We start from the raw sequence: 17189 nt of genomic DNA, 5'->3' as shown, positions 1-17189 counted from the left end.
TCTCCTTGGTCGCTCAGGGGGGTGGATGGAAATGGTCAGGGGGTGTGCGCGGCCGGGATCCGCTCCTCGGCGCGGACCGGCCCCGGCGGCGTGCCGTCACCGAACGGCCGGCCGCCCAGCTCCTCGCGGTGGTGCGGGGTCAGCCATCCGGACAGGTCCGGGCCCAGCGGCACGACCCGGGTCGGGTTGATGCCTGTGTGCACCTGGTAGTAGTGGCGCTTGATGTGGTCGAAGTCGACGGTGTCGCCGAACCCGGGCGTCTGGTACAGGTCACGGATGTACCCCCACAGCACCTGGTTCTCCGTCAGCTTCCAGCGGTTGCACTTGAAGTGGCCGTGGTAGACCGCGTCGAAGCGGACCAGCGTGGTGAACAGCCGGATGTCCGCCTCGGTGATCGTGTCGCCGACGAGGTACCGCTGCCGTTCCAGCCGGCCCGCGAGCAGCTCCAGCCGCCGGAACACGCCCGCACAGGCGCTCTCGTACTCCTCCTGCTCGGTGGCGAACCCCGCCCGGTAGACGCCGTTGTTGACGTCCTCGTAGACGTCAGCCATCACCTCGTCGATCTCGTCGCGCAGCGCATCCGGGTACAGGTCGGGTGCACCCTCCCGGTGCAGGGCCGTCCATTCGGTCGCGAGGTCGAGCGTGAGCTGCTGGTAGTCGTTGGTGACCAGCTTCCCGCTGGGCACGTCCACGATCGCCGGCACGCTGACACCGCCGGGATAGTCGGTCTCCCGCCGGTCGTAGGCCTCGCAGAGGTAGCGGATGCCGAGGACCGGGTCGCGGCCGTCCTCGTCCAGCGTGAAGCGCCAGCTGCGGTCGTCCTGGATCGGATCGGCGACGGCCAGGGACAGCGCGTCCTCCAGGCCGAGCAGCCGCCGGGAGACCAGTGACCGGCTCGCCCACGGGCAGGCGCGGCTGATGACCAGACGGTAGCGGCCTGCCTCCACCGGCCAGCCGTCCCGGCCGTCCGTCGTGATCCGGTCCGCGAAATGCGCCTTGGACCGTTTGAACGTCCTCCTGCCATAGGCGCTGTTGCCGTCGCCGTCGTCGCGGCTCATGGCGGTGACCTCCTTGTCGTACGTGACCTGCTGGTCGTGCGAGTGCCCTGGTGAACGCGTTCCCCTTTTTCCGCCGACGGCACGGTGTGAGCACCGCCGACCGGGGCAATCGGCGTGGGTGACTGAACAAGGATCTGATCGGAGGACACGCGTCACCGTGCTGGTGGCGCTCGCGGCCAACCTGGTGATCGCGGTCGCCAAGGCCGTCGGCGGCCTGCTGGCGGGTTCACCCGCACTGCTGTCGGAGGCGGCCCACTCGGTGGCCGACAGCCTGAACGAGGTGTTCCTGCTGGCGGCGCTGCGCCGCAGCCGCCGCCCCGCCGACCGGCGTCATCCCTTCGGCTACGGCAAGGAGCGATTCTTCTGGTCGCTCCTCGCGGCGGTCGGGATCTTCGTCATGGGCGGCTGCTTCTCGTTCTTCCAGGGCTTCGAGGCACTCGCGAGCGGATCGGAGGAGAAACTCAGCGGCTATGTCGCCGGCCTGATCGTGCTCGGCATCGCCCTCCTCGCGGAGGGCGGTTCTTTGTTGCGCGCCCTGTATCAGGTGCGCCGGCAGGGCGGTACGCGAGCCGGGCTGCGCGATCCGGCCCTGCGGACGGTAGTCGCCGAGGACGGCACCGCGGTGCTCGGTGTCTCGCTGGCCATGGTGGGCATGGCACTGCACATGGTCACCGGCCAGGTGGTGTGGGAGGCGTCCGCCTCACTCGCGATCGGCGCCCTGCTGGTCTACGTCGCTTTCCGGCTGGGCCGGGACGCGCGCGACCAGCTGATCGGCGAGGCGGCCGACTCGGAGGCGAGCGGGCGGATCCAGGCGCTGCTGCGGGCGCAGCCCGAGATCGACAGCGTGGAGGCGCTGTTCACGATGAAGACGGGCCTCGACTCGGCCCTCGTGGCCGCCCGCGTCGACCTGGTGCCCGGCCTGGACAGCGAGCACGTCGAGGACGTCGCCGTCCGCATCAAGCGCTCCATCGCCCGGACGGTGCCCGAGGCGCACCAGATCTTCCTCGACGTCACGGACCACCGCGCCCACGAGGCAGCAGAAAGCCCCGCCGCGACGGGGGAACGCGGCGGGGCCTGAACCACGCGTGCCCCGACCCCGACGGTTCATGCACACCGGGCAGAAATTTTCTGCCCGGTGGCCTTTCCCGGGGAGTCGGGCGGGTCGGCTCCGCGTCACCCGCCCTCGGCCGGCTCCAGCACGAACAACGGGATCTCGCGGTCCGTCTTCTTCTGGTAGTCCGCGTACGCCGGATACGCCGCGACGGCCCGGTCCCACCACTCGGACTTCTCCTCGCCCGTGACCTCACGGGCGGTCATGTCCTGCTTCCGGGGACCGTCCTGGAGCTCCACATGCGGGTCGGACTTGAGGTTGAAGTACCAGACCGGGTGCTTGGGCGCACCGCCGAGGGAGGCGACAGCGGCGTAACGCCCTTCGTGTTCCACCCGCATCACCGGTGTCTTGCGCAGCTTGCCGCTCTTGGCGCCCCGTGAGGTCAGGACCACCACCGGCATCTTGGAGCCCTGCAGCGTCGTCCCCTCCGTGCCGCCGGAGCTCTCGTACAGTTCCACCTGCTTGCGCACCCACTGCGTCGTGCTGGGTTCGTACTCGCCTTCGAGAGGCATGGCAATCCGTCCCATCGTCGTGTCAGAGGCCGACTGGTAACTGGTACCAGCCCTCAACACCGGTACACCCGGGAATCATCCTGGAGAAACGGCCATCCGCACGGCCAGAGCCGTCATCACCCCGCTCGCCACCAGCGCAGTCGCCAGCCGGCCCCGGTGACCGGTCAGCGCCCGGCCCAGCAGGGCTCCGCTCCCGGCGAGCAGCACCTGCCAGCCGGCGGAGGCGGCGAAGGCGGCCAGGACGAACACACCCTGTTCCATCGGCCCGGCCGGACCCGTGGCCTGGGAGCCGAGCACGAGCGCCGCGAAGTAGATCACGGTGGTGGGATTGAGCAGGGTGATGCCGAGCAGCACTGTGTAGGCCCGGGCGGGACTCGGGGGAGCGGGAGCCGTCCGCGTGGCGAGCCGGTGCCCGCGGTACTCGCGCACGGCGGTGACCGCGCCCCGCAGGGCCAGCCCGAGCAGCACCAGGACACAGACCCAGCGCAGCGGCCCGAGCACCGGCCGCAGCGCGGCGGCCAGGGCCGTGCCCCCGAGCGTGGCGGCGAGGGCGTACAGCCCGTCCGCGGTGGCGACGCCGAGCGCGGCGCAGACACCGGTCCGCAGGGACGTGCGGGCGGTGAGGGAGACGAGGTAGGTCCCGACCGCGCCCACGGGGACGGCGATGCCGTACCCGGCGAGCAGCCCCGCGACGAGCGCGGCCGTCATGACGGCGTCGGCGTCGGCCCTCCACGGCGGCCGGACCGCTGCTGTCGGCGCGCGGCAGAAGCGGCGACGGACAGCGGCAGCGACGGCGGAAGGACATCGAACTTAGCCATGGCTGGATCCTGGGTCCTGTCCCGCCGCATCGACAACCGGTTTTCGAATCGCCGCCATGACGTCCCCGGAGCCTCCGGCTCCCGGCAGGGGCCATGGCAGCGCACCACAGGCCTAGGCCCCGGATTTCGAACGTGAAGACGGCATTCCCCGGCCATGTTGCCGCCGCCACCGATCTGGCCGAACTTCGCGTCGCCCTATAGGTGCCCGGGGCATCTAATGATGATCGGCACGACGCACTACTCGTCTGCGAGGTCTTCATGACGGAAACGACCGCACCCGTCGCCTTCCCCCAGAGCCGGACCTGCCCCTACCACCCGCCCGCCGCCTACGACTCGCTGCGCACCGAGCGTCCCCTCACCCGCATCACCCTCTTCGACGGCCGAGAGGCCTGGCTGGTCAGCGGGCACGCGATCGCCCGCGCGCTGCTGGCCGACCCGCGCCTGTCGTCCAACCGCGACCGGCCCGGCTTCCCCGCCCCGACCAAGAGGTTCGCCGGGATCCGCAACCGCAGAACGGCCCTGCTCGGCGTCGACGATCCCGAACACCGTACCCAGCGGCGCATGGTCGTCGGGGACTTCACCCTCAAGCGGGCCGCCGAACTCCGGCCACGGATCCAGCAGATCGTCGACGAACGGCTCGACGCGATGATCGCCCAGGGCCCGCCGGCGGACCTGGTGACCGCCTTCGCGCTGCCCGTGCCGTCCATGGTGATCTGCGCCCTGCTCGGCGTCCCGTACTCCGACCACGACTTCTTCGAGACCCAGTCGCGGCGGCTGCTGCGCGGCCCGGAGACCGCCGACGTGCTGGACGCCCGCGACCGGCTGGAGGCGTACTTCGGTGAATTGATCGACCGCAAGCAGAAGGACCGAGGCACCGGTCTGCTGGACGACCTGGTCCACCGGCAGCTGAGCGACGGCGCACTCGACCGCGAGGGCCTGATCGCCATGGCTCTCATCCTGCTGGTCGCGGGCCACGAGACGACCGCCAACATGATCTCGCTCGGCACTTTCACCCTGCTCCAGCACCCCGAGCGGCTCGCCGAACTGCGCGCGGACCCGCGGCTGCTGCCGACCGCGGTCGAGGAGCTGATGCGGATGCTGTCGATCGCGGACGGCATGCTGCGCCTGGCCGTCGAGGACATCGAGGTGGCCGGGACGACGATCCGCAAGGGCGAGGGCGTGGTCTTCGCGACCTCCGTCATCAACCGCGACGAGACGGTCTACCCCGAGCCGGACACGCTCGACTGGAATCGCCCGTCCCGGCACCACGTGGCGTTCGGCTTCGGCATCCACCAGTGCCTCGGTCAGAACCTCGCCCGCGCCGAACTGGAGATCGCCCTGCACACCCTCTTCGACCGGCTGCCCGGCCTGCGCCTGGCCGCCCCGGCCGACGAGATCCCCTTCAAGCCGGGCGACACGATCCAGGGGATGCTGGAACTCCCCGTGACCTGGTAAGAGGCTTCCGCCATGCACATCGACATCGAGATCGACACGGACGTCTGCATCGGCGCGGGCCAGTGCGCCCTGACCGCCCCGGAGGTGTTCACCCAGGACGACGACGGCTACAGCGCCCTGCTGCCCGGACAGGAGGACGGCGGCGGCAGCCCGCTGGTGCGGGAGGCGGCCCGGGCCTGTCCGGTGAGCGCAATCACCGTCTCGGAGAGGGTGAGCTGAAGCCCGGCCTCACGTGGTCCGCAGGAGCAGCCGGGCCGCCTCGCGCGCTTCGGCAGCGGGCTCGGCGCTCCTGGTGACACCCGCCGTGACCATGGCACCCTCGGCCAGAAGGAACAGCTGCCCGGCCAGCGCGTCGGGCAGCCCCGCCGCGTCCACGAGCGAGGCGAGGTAGTCCCGGAACGCCCGCTTGTGCGCACGCACTTGGCCGGCCACGCGCGCGGACGTGGCGCCGAGCTCACCGTAGGCGTTGAGCCACGCGCAGCCGCGGAAGTCCGGCTCGCCGAACCACCCGCCGAGCCAGTCGAACACGGCCAGGATCCGTTCCCGGGGCTCCCCGTGCCGCTCGACGTACTCGGCCAGCTGCCCGCGCCAGCGCGCGTCGCGCCGCTCCAGATACGCCTCCACCAGCTGCTCCTTTCCCGGGAACAGCTGGTAGAGCCGCTTGAGCGAGACCCCGGACGTGCCGCGGACGTCGTCCATCCCGACGGACTGCACGCCGCGCCCGTAGAACAGCTCCTCGGCCGCGTCCAGCGCCCGCTCCCGGGCCACCGCGCTGTCCATGGACCACCACTCCTTGGCGAGAGAACGAACGTTCTCCTACCGTAGCAGCCACCGGGAGAACGCTCGTTCCCCGCTGTGACCAGGGAGAATCAATGACGGACCGACCGCCCCTGCCGCCCTTCACCCGCGAGAGCGCCGCACAGAAGGTCCAGGCCGCCGAGGACGCCTGGAACACCCGCGACCCGCACAAGGTCGCCCTCGCCTACTCGGAGGACTCCGTCTGGCGCAACCGCGACACCTTCGTCACCGGCCGCGCCCGGATCGTGGAATTCCTGACCCGCAAGTGGGAGCGCGAGCGGGAGTACGCGCTGCGCAAGGACCTGTGGGCCTTCGACGGCAACCGCATCGCCGTCCGCTTCCAGTACGAGTGCCGGGACGCCGAGGGACAGTGGTGGCGCTCCTACGGCAACGAGCTGTGGGAGTTCGACGAGCACGGCCTGATGACCTGCCGCGAGGCGAGCATCAACGACGTACCGATCGAGGAGAACGAGCGCCGCATCCTCGGACCGCGGCCGGAACCGGAGCGCGGTCACACCTTCCCGCTCCGGTGACCCCGGGGGAGTCGCTAAGGTTTCCGGGATGACCGACCAGGCCGCCCGCAAACCCTTCCTCCACGTCGTCGTCTGCGCCGCCGGAATCGCCGCGGACGTCAGCAAACTGATCACCGCCGCGCAGGAGCGCGACTGGGAGGTCGGAGTCATCGCGACGCCGGTAGCCATGAACGGCTTCTTCGACACCGCCGCCGTCGAAGCCCAGACGGGCCGACCGATCCGCTCGGCGTGGCGCACCCCGAGCGATCCACGCCCGTTCCCGGCACCCGACGCCGTGGTCGTCGCACCCGCCACCTTCAACACCGTCAACAAGTGGGCGGCCGGCATCGCCGACACCCTCGCGCTGGGCACCCTGTGCGAGACCGCGGGGCTCGGCGTGCCGATCGCCGTCCTGCCGTGCGTGGCCGACGCGCTGGCCGCCCACCCCGCCTACCGGGACAGCCTCGAACGGCTGCGGGGGATGGGCGTGCGGTTCGGGGAGCCGTACACCGGAGAGCCGGGCGAGGACGGCGGCCGGCCGGAGTTCGGGTGGGAACGGGCGCTGGACCTGGTCGAACAGGGCTGACGGTCAGCCGCAGCCGACCGTGGGCCCCTCCACCATGCCGCCGGTGTAGAGCGCCTGCCCGCGCGGCATCCAGTAGCCCAGCTTCGAGACCACCGTCGAGCAGGCGGACCCCTGTGTGACCTGGACCCGCACGGTGGCCGGACGGCCCGGCTGGAGATCGGTCAGCGCACAGTCCACGGAGTACGTCAGCCTGGCCTTCGACGGGGCCCGTCCGATGAGCGGATTGACGCACCGGGCGTCCGCCGTGCTGATCCGCACCCCCGTGCTCTCCTCGCCGATCAGACCGAAGCGGGCACTGCCGTCGCCCTGTTCGCTGTCGCGGTACACCCGGTACGTCAGCGTGGTGGTGGCCCCGCGACGCAGGGCGGTCCGGTCGACCTCGACGCGGTGCGTGGGCCGCTGCTTCGGCGCGCTCAGGGTGAGCACGGCCCGGACCGTGCCGCGCAGGTCCACACCGCCCGGCGTGGAGCGGACGTGCACGGTGGCCGTGACGTCGTAGACCCCAGGGCCGGGGTACGGCTGCGAACCGGGCAGTGTCCCGGAGGCGACCGTCCTGCCCTGGCGTTTCGCCGTCCAGGTACCGGAGGTCAGACAGGCGTACCGGACGGACGTGCCGGGACGGCTGCAGTTCGCAGGAGCCGAGACCGCCATCACCGGGGTGCCGCTGCCCGCGCACAGGCTGACCGTGGCCCGCTCGCCGTCCGCGCCGCGCAGGACGCCCGCGGGTGCGCACAGCGTCGCCGGTCCCTCGGCCGCCGGAGCCTGGGCCCGGACCTCGTGTCCGGGCGGGTCCGGCCGGCTCCAGGCGGTCGAGACCAGGGCGAGGGACGCCGCGGCCGCCCCGGTCAGGATCCTGAGTGTCCTCCGTCGTGCCGCCACGCGTTCTCCCGTACGCCGCCGACCGGCCGGGCGCCGGTCACCTGCGCCGAGGATGCGGCAGCGGCCCCGCCGCCTCGCCGCTCCCACGCCGTCCGGTCACCTGGGGGCAGCAACGATGACGGCCCGTCAGCCGGTCCGGCGCACCCTGCCTTCGAGCGCACACGAGCACGTACGCTCCCCCTGGAAACCCCTCCCGAAGGCAGGAGCAGCAACGATGCAGTACGTGAAGCTCGGTTCGACGGGCCTGGACGTCTCCCGGATCTGTCTGGGGTGCATGACCTACGGCCTGCCCGACCGTGGCCGTCACGAGTGGACCCTCGACGAAGAGGCCTCGCGCCCGCTGATCCGGCAGGCGATCGAGGCGGGGATCAACTTCTTCGACACGGCCAACGTCTACTCCGACGGCACCAGCGAGGAGATCGTCGGCCGTGCCCTGCGCGACTTCGCCCGCCGCGACGAGATCGTGCTCGCGACGAAGGTGCACGGCCGCATGCGGCCCGGGCCGAACGGCGGCGGACTGTCCCGCAAGGCGATCATCACCGAGCTGGACCAGAGCCTGACCCGCCTCGGCACCGACTACGTCGACCTCTACCAGATCCACCGCTTCGACCCGTACACCCCGGTCGAGGAGACGATGGAGGCCCTGCACGACGTCGTCAAGGCCGGCAAGGTCCGCTACATCGGGGCCAGTTCGATGTACGCCTGGCAGTTCTCCAAAGCCCAGTACACCGCCCGGCTGAACGGCTGGACGCGCTTCGTCTCCATGCAGAACCACTACAACCTCGTCTACCGCGAGGAGGAGCGCGAGATGCTGCCCCTGTGCGCGGACCAGGGTGTGGGCGTGCTGCCCTGGAGTCCGCTCGCCCGCGGCCGTCTCACCCGCGACTGGGACACCACGACCGAGCGCAGCGCCACCGACACCTTCGGGAGCAACCTGTACCAGGAGGGCGACCGCACCATCGTCGAGGCCGTCACCCGCATCGCGGCCGACCGCGACGTCCCCCGCGCCCAGGTGGCCCTGGCCTGGCTGCTCCACCAGTCCACGGTCACAGCGCCGATCGTAGGAGCGTCGAAGCCCCGGCATCTGGAGGACGCGCTGGCAGCCGTGGAACTCCAGCTGACGGACAAGGAGCTCGAGGAGCTGGAGCGTCCCTACACGCCCCATCCCATCGCGGGACACTGAATCGCCCTGCCTTTTTAGGGGCGCGGGGAACTGCGCGACAAGCCACAACGGCGCCGCAGACGAACCACAGCCTTCCCGCGGAGCGGTCAGTGGGGCCCCTGCGGCGCGAACTCCGTCCCGCAGGGCCCCGCCCCCTCACTCTCCGGCAGAGCCACCCGCCCCCCACTCATCGACAACGTCCGGTAGAACCTCCCGATCCGCTCCGCCGACCGCCCCACATAGTGCCCGATGAACGACCGCCGGAACCGATCACCCGAACGGTTCGGCTGCGACCCGTGCACCAGGCTGCCGTTGAAGAACAGAACATCCCCCGGCGACATGTCCACCGGCACGGGCGCCAGCCCGGGCGGCGGCGGAACATACTCCCGGGCGAAGGAAACCCCCGCATCCGCCTCCTCCGGGCAGAACACCTCCATCCGGTGCGTGCCCGGCACGACCTCCAGCCCGCCGTTCTCCCGGTCGATCACGTCACACGCCAGCCACGCGGCCACGCACGTGCCCGGCTCCACCCGCAGATAGAAGTTGTCCTGGTGCAGAGCCTGGCCCCGGGCGCCCGGCGGCTTGAAGTAGAACATGCTCTGCGCGGCCAGGACCTCCTCCCCGAGGAGCACCTCCAGGACCGTGCGCAGCCGGGCGTCCAGCAGGACGTCCCGGGCGAGGCCGTTGATCTCGTGCGGGTGCATCACCCGCGGCCAGACGCGCAGCGGATCGGCGTCCGGCCCGGCCGCACGCGGCTCGAAGTGCCCGGGAACCGGGCCGGCCGCGTGCAGTGCCGCGAACTCGCCGCACAGCCGCTCGATCTCGTCGGCCCCGAAGAGCCCGCGTACGACCGTGAAACCGTTCTCCTCGAACCCCTCCCGGTACCGCCGGAGCCCGGCGGGGTCCAGGATGGGAGCGTCGGCGGCGCCGTTGCCCGTGACTGTCATGAGCGCACTCCTCGGTCGGGTGTCCACGGTCCGACACTAGGTCGCCCTGTCGTCGAGGAGGATGCCCGTGCGTGCTGACGGATTGCCCGGGCCTGCTGAGAACGGGAACGACGGGGTCTCCGCCCCGCCGCCCGGCCTGGTCGTGCTCGGCCATTTCGACCAGCCGCCCGGCTACGCCGTCAACCGTCCGCGTGGCTCTGCGAGCTGGCTCTTCACCTGGACCACGGGAGGCCGGGGCCGGCTGCGGCAGGGCGCCGTGGAGACCTCGGTCGGCGCAGGTGACCTCGTGGTGCTCGCGCCGGGTGTCCCGCACGGTTACGCGGTCGAGCCCGGCGCCCGGCACTGGCGGTTCTGGTGGACGCACTGCCAGGCCCGCCCGTCGTGGGCCGGGTGGCTGCGGCCGTACGACGCCGGCGACGGGGTGTACGTGGTCGCAGCCGCCCCGGCCGGTGTGCACGGCCGCGTCGAGTCGGCGTTCCGGCGGATGCACACCGACGCCCGCTGGACCGGGACGGAGGCACCGGCCGCACCGGCCGCCCCGGACGGGCAGGTCGCCGTCGCACACGGCAGCGCGGCCCGCGAACTCGCCCTGTGCGCGCTGGAGGAGATCGTCCTCCTCACCACCGCCGGCGCCCGGCCGGTGGCACCCCGCCCCGGTCTCGACGCACGGATCCGCCGGGCCGAGGAGCTGATCGCCGCCGACCCGGGCGCCCCGCACACCGTCCGCTCGCTCGCCGAGGGCGTCGCCCTGTCGCCGTCCCGCTTCGCCCATCTGTTCAGCCGGCAGCTCGGCCAGTCGCCCATGCGCGCCCTGCGTGAGGCCCGGCTGCGGCACGCCGCGCGGCTGCTGGAGGGCACCGACCTGCCCGTGGAACGTGTGGCCGCTGCCTCGGGTTTCGCCAGCCCGTTCCACTTCAACCGCGTCTTCCGCGAGCGCTACGGGATGCCGCCCGGGGCGTACCGGACAAAGTACGGCGACCCGTCCGGCCCAGCGGTTTCCGGACGGCGACGGGAACCGGGCGAATACCTGCCATAAAAACCGAGCGGGGAGCCCGGAAATCCCTTTCGGAGCGCTGATTGACATTTTGTCAAAAAGTTCTGGCCGCCTACGTAATGCACGAAACCGCGAGATCCCTTGTTCCTTGTCGCTGACCTGTGCAAAGGTGTGCCCTGTCGGCGTGCGGACAGCGCGCCGTTCTTTCGTATGCGCGAGCCGCCGTGCTGGCATACCCCTTGGTATGGACTTTATTCCGCATGTCCTTGAGAGGAATGCAGCCGTGAACGACGCAAGTCCGTCGAATTCCCCGGCCCCGGCCCGCAGGTTCGGCCCGACGGACGAGCAACTGAGTGCCGAGCTCAGGAAGTGGACGGGCGCGACGCCCGCACTTCATCCCGTCGGCGAGCTGCTGGACCGGCACTGGGAGGCGGCTTTCGCCTACGCCCGGCTGTGCACAGGCGGTCCGCATTTCGCCGGAATGCTCACCACCGCCGCCTTCACCCGGCTCTTCGGTGAAAGCCTGCGCCAGAACGGTCCGACATCCGCCTGGCGGCCCCAACTGCTCGTCACCGTACGGCGGATCGCGGCCGAGTGGGCCACCGACCACCGAAGAGACATGCTCCACCCGGATCTGCTCTCCGGGGCCGGTGACGGGGAGCGGCCGGCCGCACGGCTGCTGCCGCCGCAGCACCGGCGCCTGCTGTCCGGGGCCTTTCAGCGGCTGCCCCAGTCGGCCCGCTGCCTGCTGTGGCACATCGAGGTAGAGGCCGAACCGCTCACGGCTCCCGCCGGGTTGCTCGGCCTGGACGAGGAGGGCGCCCGCGTCGAACTGGCCCGGGCCCGCGACCGGATGCGCGAGGAGTGCCTCCAGCTGCACCGCGAACTCGCCCCCGACGAGGAATGCCGGCGCTACCTGCGCCTGCTCGATGTGACGTATCGACGTGGCGCCCTCGACCTCGACCCCGATCTACGCGCGCATATCGAGGGATGCGGGCACTGCAGCGTCGCCGCGGACCAACTCGACCGGTTCAACCACGGGCTCGGCGTCGCCCTGGCGGAGGCGGTGCTGGGCTGGGGCGGGCAGGACTACGTGGAGAGCCGGTCGAGCGGCGCCGTGGAGGCCTCCCCGGAGAGCGGCGTTCCCGGGGACATGGCCGGCACGGAACCGGCCGGTGCCGCGCGTGCGGCGTTCCCGGACCCCGTCGCCCTCGCCGGCGCGGTCGGGGAGTCGTTCACCGACCCCGTCGACCCGGTGGCCGCGCCACCTGCCCCCGCAGCCGGAGGGGAAGCGGGTGCCCCACCGCAGGTCCGGGTCCGGACGCAGGACCAGGCGCAGGCCCTGGCCCACGCCCAGGAGGCATTCCCCACCACCCCACCCGGCGCGCCGGCACCGGCCGGTGGAACGGCCACCGGCCCGGACGCCGTGGGCCCCCGCACCGCCTCGCGCAGATCCGCCCACAAGGCGGCCCGCCGTGCCGCCCGCCGTCGTAACCTCACCGTGGGCGTCCTGACCGCCAGCGGCCTGGTCGTCCTCCCGCTGGTCATGTGGTCCATCGGCAACACCGGCGACGTCGCCCCACCGGCCGGCTCCGACCGGCCCTCCGAGGCACCAGGCCCGGGCGCGGGCAAGCCGACCGGTGACCCGTCCTGGGTCGGGGCGGGCGAGCCCCGCAAGGGCGCTCTGCGCGGCCGGCTGCACAACGTCGCCTCGGGCCTGTGCGTCGGCGTCGAGGGCAAGAAGGCCGTCGAGGACGCGGAAGCCGAACTCACCGCCTGCTCCTCGGCCCCCGCCCAGCAGTGGACGTACGAGACCGACGGGCTGCTGCGCAACGGTGCCGCCCCCGACCTGTGCCTGGACTCACGGCTCGGCTACTCGGTGCGGCTGGCCCCCTGCACGGGTCCGTCCCGGCCCGACATCAACGACATTCGCTACGACTTCATCCTCCAGGGCGCCCTGGTGCCCCGCCGGGACCAGGAGCTCGCCCTGGCCCCGGCCGCGACCGACGGCTCGGGGACCCTGGTCCTCAAGACCCGGGCGGACGACGAGGTCCAGCGCTGGGTGATCGACACCTCCAAGGCCGATCTCCAGATGGAGGTCGTCAACTGGGAAGCCGCCGCTCCGGTGCCGCAGCCCACGCCCACCCCGACCCCCACCCCCACACCGTCGAGGACACCCGAGCCGACCCCCACCCCGACCGCCACTCCGACGACGTCCCAGCCGGCGCCCACGAGCCCCTCGCCCAGCACCACGTGCCACTACTACGGCTACTACTGCTCCTGGAACGGCGACCACGGCGACGGCTACGGCGATGGCTACGGCCACGGCGACGGCTACGGCGGTCGCGGCCGCTGACCGGGCGCGACTCAGACCCCCACGACCCCCAGCGACAGCCACAGCGCCACCACGGCCGGCACCAGCGCGGCGGGTACCGCGAGCAGCCCGAGCCGGGTGAATTCCCCGAGCTCGACGCGGTGCCCGTGCTGTTGCACGATCCGCCGCCACAGCAGGGTCGCCAGCGATCCGGCGTAGGTCAGATTGGGGCCGATGTTCACGCCGAGCAGCACCGCCAGCACGGCACCGGGACCGGCCCCGGCGGTCAGCGGCAGCAGCACCAGCACCGCGGGCAGGTTGTTGATGAGGTTCGCCAGGACGGCGGCCAGCGCGGCCACGCCCAGCAGCGCGAGCAGGCCCGAGCCGCCGGGCAGCACACGGTGGAGCGCGTCTGCGAGCCCGTTGTCGACGACCGCGCGCACGACGACGCCGAGCGCGAGCACGAACGCCAGGAAGGCCGGTGCCGCGGAGCGCACCACCGTCAGCGGGGTGGCCCGCCGCCGCAGCAGCGCCCGCCCGGCCAGCACCAGCGCACCCGCCAGCGCGGCCCACGCCGGTGCGATCCCGAGGGCGGAGGCCACGACGAATCCGGCCAGCGTGCAGCCCACCGTGACCAGGGCGAACAGCGGCAGCTCGGGAGTCCGCGCGGGGTCGACGGAGGGGAGAGGGGCGTCCAGTTCACGGTCGAAGAAACGCCGGAAGATCACATACTCGGCGCCGATGGCGACCAGCCAGGGCAGAGCCATCAGCGCCGTGAACCGGGTGAAGCTCAGTCCGCTCGCCGTGAAGGCGAGGAGGTTGGTCAGGTTGGAGACCGGCAGCAGCAGCGAGGCAGTGTTCGACAGGTGCGCGCACGCGTAGAGGTGCGGCCGGGCCTGGACGCCCATCCTGGTGGCGGTGGCGAGCACCACCGGTGTCAGCAGGACGACCGTGGCGTCCAGGCTGAGCACGGCCGTGATGACGGAGGCCAGCGCGAACACCGCTGTCAGCAGCCGCCCGGGACGCCCCGCCGCCCAGCGGGCCATCCACGCCCCGCACGCCGTGAACAGCCCCTCGACGTCGCAGAAGTGGGCGAGCACCAGCACGGCCGCGAGAAAACCGACCACGGGCCCCAGCCGCTGGATCTCCTCCCACGCGTGAGCGGGCGAGATCACTCCGACGGCGACGGCGAGCCCGGCGGCCGGAACCGCCAGTACGGCCTCGGGCAGCCCCTTCGGGCGGACGACGGCCCAGACGAGCACAGCGGCCAGCAGCGCCACGGACAGGACTTCGGCGAGCGGGGTGTTCAGGGCGGGGTCCTCCGGGGGCGTACGCAGGCGGTGCCCGCCCATGAAACCAGGCTCCGGTAAGAACCTGTGCCCGGGCTTTCTTACGGCCCGCGCCGGAGAGTGGCCGGCGGTGCCACCGAGTTCACCGTCCGGTCACAGCGCGTCGAGCAACGTCAGCTCGGCCCAGATGGTCTTGCCCTCGGGGGTGTGCCTGCTGCCCCAGCGCTCGGTGAGCTGGGCCACCAGGAGCAGACCGCGTCCGCCCTCGTCCCAGGCCTTGGCCCGGCGCAGGTGCGGTGCCGTGTGGTTGGTGTCGGACACCTCGCAGATCAGCGTGGCCGCGTCGTGGATCAGCCGCAGCCGGATGGGCTTGGCGCCGTAGCGGATGGCGTTGGTGACCAGCTCGCTCACCACCAGCTCCGCGGTGAACGTGGCCTCGGTCAGCGCCCAGCGCTCGAGCTGTTCGACGACCTGCTTGCGGATCGGGGCCACCAGGGCCGGGTCGGCCGGGATGTCCCAGGTCGCGACCTGGGAGGAAGGCAGACCCCGGGTGCGGGCGAGCAGCAGGGCCACGTCGTCGGCGGAGCCGCCCGAGGGGAGCAGCGCCTGCAGCACGCGGTCGCAGATCTCGTCCAGTGAGCCGGCGGGGACCGACAAGGAGTCGCCGAGCATCCGCTGGCTCGTGTCGATGTCCCGCTCGCGGCTCGCGAGCAGCCCGTCCGTGTGGAACGACAGGACACTGCCCTCACGCAGCTCCACCTCGGCGCTCTCGAACGGCAGCCCCCCGACACCGAGCGGGGGACCGGAGGGCAGGTCGAGCTGCCGGGCCGGGCCGTCCGGTGGCACCAGGAAGGGCTGCGGGTGCCCGGCCCTGGCCAGAGTGCACCGCCGCGACACCGGGTCGTACACCGCGTAGAGGCAGGTCGCGCCCACCTCCCCGGTGCCGGCCGCCTCTTCGCCGCCGGACTCCTGGGACAGCCGGACGACCAGGTCGTCGAGGTGGGTGAGCAGTTCGTCGGGGGCCAGGTCGATGTCGGCGAGGGTGCGGACGGCGGTGCGCAGCCGGCCCATGGTGGCCGAGGCCTGGATGCCGTGGCCGACGACGTCCCCGACGACCATGGCGACCCGCATCCCGGACAGCGGGATCACGTCGAACCAGTCGCCGCCCACACCGGAGCGGGTGGCGGGCAGATAGCGGGAGGCCGCCTCCACCGCGGCGGTGTGCGGCAGGTGGCGGGGCAGCAGGCTGCGCTGCAGGGTCAGGGTCGTCTCCCGCTCGCGGGAGTAGCGGCGCGCGTTGTCGATGCAGACGGCGGCCCGGGCCGTGACCTCCTCGGCCAGCAGCACATCGTCGTCCGTGAAGTTCTCGGCGCGCCGAAAGCGGGTGAACACCGCGACCCCGAGGATGGTGCCCCTGGCCTGGAGCGGGACGGACATCGTGGAGTGGATGCCGTACTCGCGGACCCGCCGGAAGCGAGCCGGGTCCCAGGCGAGCCACCGCTCGAGGTCCTCTTCCGAACCCGAGGCCACCACCGCGTGGCCCGCGATCAGCGAGGCGGCCTGCGGGGAGGACGCCGGGTAGATCTCCACCTGCCCCGGCTTGGCGACGGCCTCGGGGCTGCCCGAGTTGACCGACTGGTGGGCGGCCCGGCGCAGACTCACCGGCGGGACGGGCGGCCCTGCGGACTCGCCGCCGTGCTCCCGGGTGTCGAGCAGGTCGACGCTGACGAAGTCGGCGAGCGCCGGGACGCACACGTCCGCCAGCTCCTGGGCCGTACGGGTGACGTCGAGGGTGGTGCCGATGCGCACGCTCGCCTCGTTGACGAGCTGCAGCCGCTCCCGTGACCGGTACTGGTCGCTGAAGTCGTGGGCGGTCACGCACACGCCCCGCACCTGGCCGGACGCGTCGGTGAGCGGGGCGATCCGGGCCAGCCAGGCGTGCGCGCCCCGGGTCTCGCCGCTGGCCTTCATGTACGTCTGCATGTCCTGACGCCGGCCGGTGCTCAGCACCCGGAGCAGATTCTCCTCTAGCTCGGTGTTCTGCGGCCGGCTGCCGATGTCGGTGGGTCTCAGACCCCGCAGGCGGCCGGCGGGCATCCCGAGGAGGTCCGCCATGGCGTCGTTGACGCCGCGCAGTCTCAGCCCCTCGTCGAAGATCATTGTGGCGCAGGGTGACTGTGTGAGGGCCGCCCGCACCAGCGGGTCGTCCGACGGCTCCGTACCGGCGGCCTCCGGCGGGGACACGGCGAACCACTCGGCCGTCTCGCCCTCCGGCGGTCTGCGGTGGGCGAGCACCCAGACGGACACCGTACGGCCGTCGCGGTGACGCAGCGCGAGCGTGCCGCTCCAGCGGGCATCGTGGGGCGCGGGGGGCGCGTCCGCGTCGTCGGCCAGCAGCTCGGCGGCCGGACGGCCCACGACCTGGGCGGACGTGTGGCCCAGGAGGCGGCGGGCACCCTCGCTCCACTCGGTGAGCGTGCCGTCGGCGGCGATGACGGCACGGGCGGCCACGCCATCGTCCAACGGCTCGTCCGGGATCATCGTCGCCACTCCATACGGACACTCACAGTTATCAGAGAGGTCGCTTGAGTTCCAGCCTAGTCCGTAGGCGCCCGACGTGAACCGGTAACCCCGGCGGCGCCCGGCTGTGTGGGGTCGGGGCGCCGATTCCGGCCGATGTGACGCCTGGGACAGAAGGATGTTGCCGCACCCTTGACGGCCCTGTGTGACACCTCGACAGAATCTGTTTGTTCA

General features: G+C 72.1%; 16 protein-coding genes. 8 read left to right on the top strand and 8 right to left on the bottom strand.

The genetic code is table 11. The features are described 5' to 3' along the window. Positions 1 to 35: 35 nt before the first annotated feature. On the bottom strand, positions 36 to 1058 hold the full coding sequence (locus OG542_RS02800) for a glutathione S-transferase family protein (RefSeq protein WP_328407855.1): 1023 nt from the start codon (positions 1056 to 1058) through the stop codon (positions 36 to 38). A 157-nt stretch (positions 1059 to 1215) separates the two neighbouring features. Between OG542_RS02800 and OG542_RS02795 the strand changes: the two genes are divergently transcribed. Next, positions 1216 to 2136, top strand: coding sequence for a cation diffusion facilitator family transporter (locus OG542_RS02795; RefSeq protein ID WP_328407853.1), 921 nt, complete (start codon positions 1216 to 1218; stop codon positions 2134 to 2136). Positions 2137 to 2231: 95 nt separating this feature from the next. On the opposite strand, the gene OG542_RS02790 is transcribed toward OG542_RS02795, so the two are convergent. Both OG542_RS02790 and OG542_RS02785 read right to left on the bottom strand, forming a co-directional pair. Next, positions 2232 to 2681 (bottom strand): nitroreductase family deazaflavin-dependent oxidoreductase, encoded by a 450-nt coding sequence (locus OG542_RS02790; protein ID WP_184587106.1) that lies wholly within the window; start codon positions 2679 to 2681, stop codon positions 2232 to 2234. 75 nt (positions 2682 to 2756) lie between these two features. After that, complete coding sequence (locus tag OG542_RS02785; protein WP_328407851.1) at positions 2757 to 3389, bottom strand: LysE/ArgO family amino acid transporter; 633 nt, start codon at positions 3387 to 3389, stop codon at positions 2757 to 2759. A 368-nt stretch (positions 3390 to 3757) separates the two neighbouring features. Between OG542_RS02785 and OG542_RS02780 the strand changes: the two genes are divergently transcribed. Both OG542_RS02780 and OG542_RS02775 read left to right on the top strand, forming a co-directional pair. Further along, on the top strand, positions 3758 to 4954 hold the full coding sequence (locus tag OG542_RS02780) for a cytochrome P450 (protein ID WP_328407849.1): 1197 nt from the start codon (positions 3758 to 3760) through the stop codon (positions 4952 to 4954). An 18-nt stretch (positions 4955 to 4972) separates the two neighbouring features. Then, positions 4973 to 5173, top strand: a complete 201-nt coding sequence (locus tag OG542_RS02775) for a ferredoxin (RefSeq protein ID WP_372498772.1) — start codon at positions 4973 to 4975, stop codon at positions 5171 to 5173. Positions 5174 to 5182: 9 nt separating this feature from the next. Here OG542_RS02775 and OG542_RS02770 read toward each other — a convergent pair whose 3' ends face one another. After that, positions 5183 to 5734 (bottom strand): TetR/AcrR family transcriptional regulator, encoded by a 552-nt coding sequence (locus OG542_RS02770; protein WP_328407847.1) that lies wholly within the window; start codon positions 5732 to 5734, stop codon positions 5183 to 5185. Positions 5735 to 5826: 92 nt separating this feature from the next. Here OG542_RS02770 and OG542_RS02765 point away from each other — a divergent pair, with 92 nt between their 5' ends. Continuing rightward, positions 5827 to 6285, top strand: coding sequence for a nuclear transport factor 2 family protein (locus OG542_RS02765; RefSeq protein ID WP_328407845.1), 459 nt, complete (start codon positions 5827 to 5829; stop codon positions 6283 to 6285). Between the two features lie 28 nt (positions 6286 to 6313). Continuing rightward, positions 6314 to 6850, top strand: coding sequence for a flavoprotein (locus tag OG542_RS02760; RefSeq protein WP_328407843.1), 537 nt, complete (start codon positions 6314 to 6316; stop codon positions 6848 to 6850). 3 nt (positions 6851 to 6853) lie between these two features. Here OG542_RS02760 and OG542_RS02755 read toward each other — a convergent pair whose 3' ends face one another. Further along, entirely contained in the window at positions 6854 to 7729 is an 876-nt protein-coding gene (locus tag OG542_RS02755; RefSeq protein ID WP_328407841.1) for a hypothetical protein, read from the bottom strand. A 214-nt stretch (positions 7730 to 7943) separates the two neighbouring features. Between OG542_RS02755 and OG542_RS02750 the strand changes: the two genes are divergently transcribed. Continuing rightward, complete coding sequence (locus OG542_RS02750; RefSeq protein WP_328407839.1) at positions 7944 to 8912, top strand: aldo/keto reductase; 969 nt, start codon at positions 7944 to 7946, stop codon at positions 8910 to 8912. A gap of 86 nt (positions 8913 to 8998) precedes the next feature. Here the strand turns inward: OG542_RS02750 and OG542_RS02745 are convergent, their stop codons facing one another. Continuing rightward, positions 8999 to 9838 (bottom strand): phytanoyl-CoA dioxygenase family protein, encoded by an 840-nt coding sequence (locus OG542_RS02745; RefSeq protein ID WP_328407837.1) that lies wholly within the window; start codon positions 9836 to 9838, stop codon positions 8999 to 9001. A gap of 61 nt (positions 9839 to 9899) precedes the next feature. Here OG542_RS02745 and OG542_RS02740 point away from each other — a divergent pair, with 61 nt between their 5' ends. Both OG542_RS02740 and OG542_RS02735 read left to right on the top strand, forming a co-directional pair. Then, a complete protein-coding gene (locus OG542_RS02740) occupies positions 9900 to 10874 on the top strand; it encodes a helix-turn-helix domain-containing protein (protein ID WP_328407835.1) in 975 nt (324 codons plus the stop codon). Between the two features lie 241 nt (positions 10875 to 11115). Beyond that, a complete protein-coding gene (locus OG542_RS02735; protein WP_328407833.1) occupies positions 11116 to 13188 on the top strand; it encodes a ricin-type beta-trefoil lectin domain protein in 2073 nt (690 codons plus the stop codon). 11 nt (positions 13189 to 13199) lie between these two features. Here the strand turns inward: OG542_RS02735 and OG542_RS02730 are convergent, their stop codons facing one another. Together OG542_RS02730 and OG542_RS02725 are read right to left on the bottom strand one after the other, a co-directional pair. Continuing rightward, entirely contained in the window at positions 13200 to 14498 is a 1299-nt protein-coding gene (locus tag OG542_RS02730; protein WP_328407831.1) for an arsenic transporter, read from the bottom strand. Between the two features lie 90 nt (positions 14499 to 14588). Beyond that, positions 14589 to 16976 carry a SpoIIE family protein phosphatase gene (locus OG542_RS02725; protein WP_328407829.1) on the bottom strand — a complete coding sequence of 796 codons (2388 nt, stop codon included), beginning with the start codon at positions 16974 to 16976 and terminating at the stop codon, positions 14589 to 14591. Between the last annotated feature and the right edge of the window lie 213 nt (positions 16977 to 17189).

It is taken from the genome of Streptomyces violaceus (assembly GCF_036014075.1).
Taxonomy (GTDB): domain Bacteria; phylum Actinomycetota; class Actinomycetes; order Streptomycetales; family Streptomycetaceae; genus Streptomyces; species Streptomyces violaceus.
The sequence above is the reverse complement of the archived record's forward strand: the minus strand, read 5'-3'. Positions and strand labels throughout refer to the sequence as shown.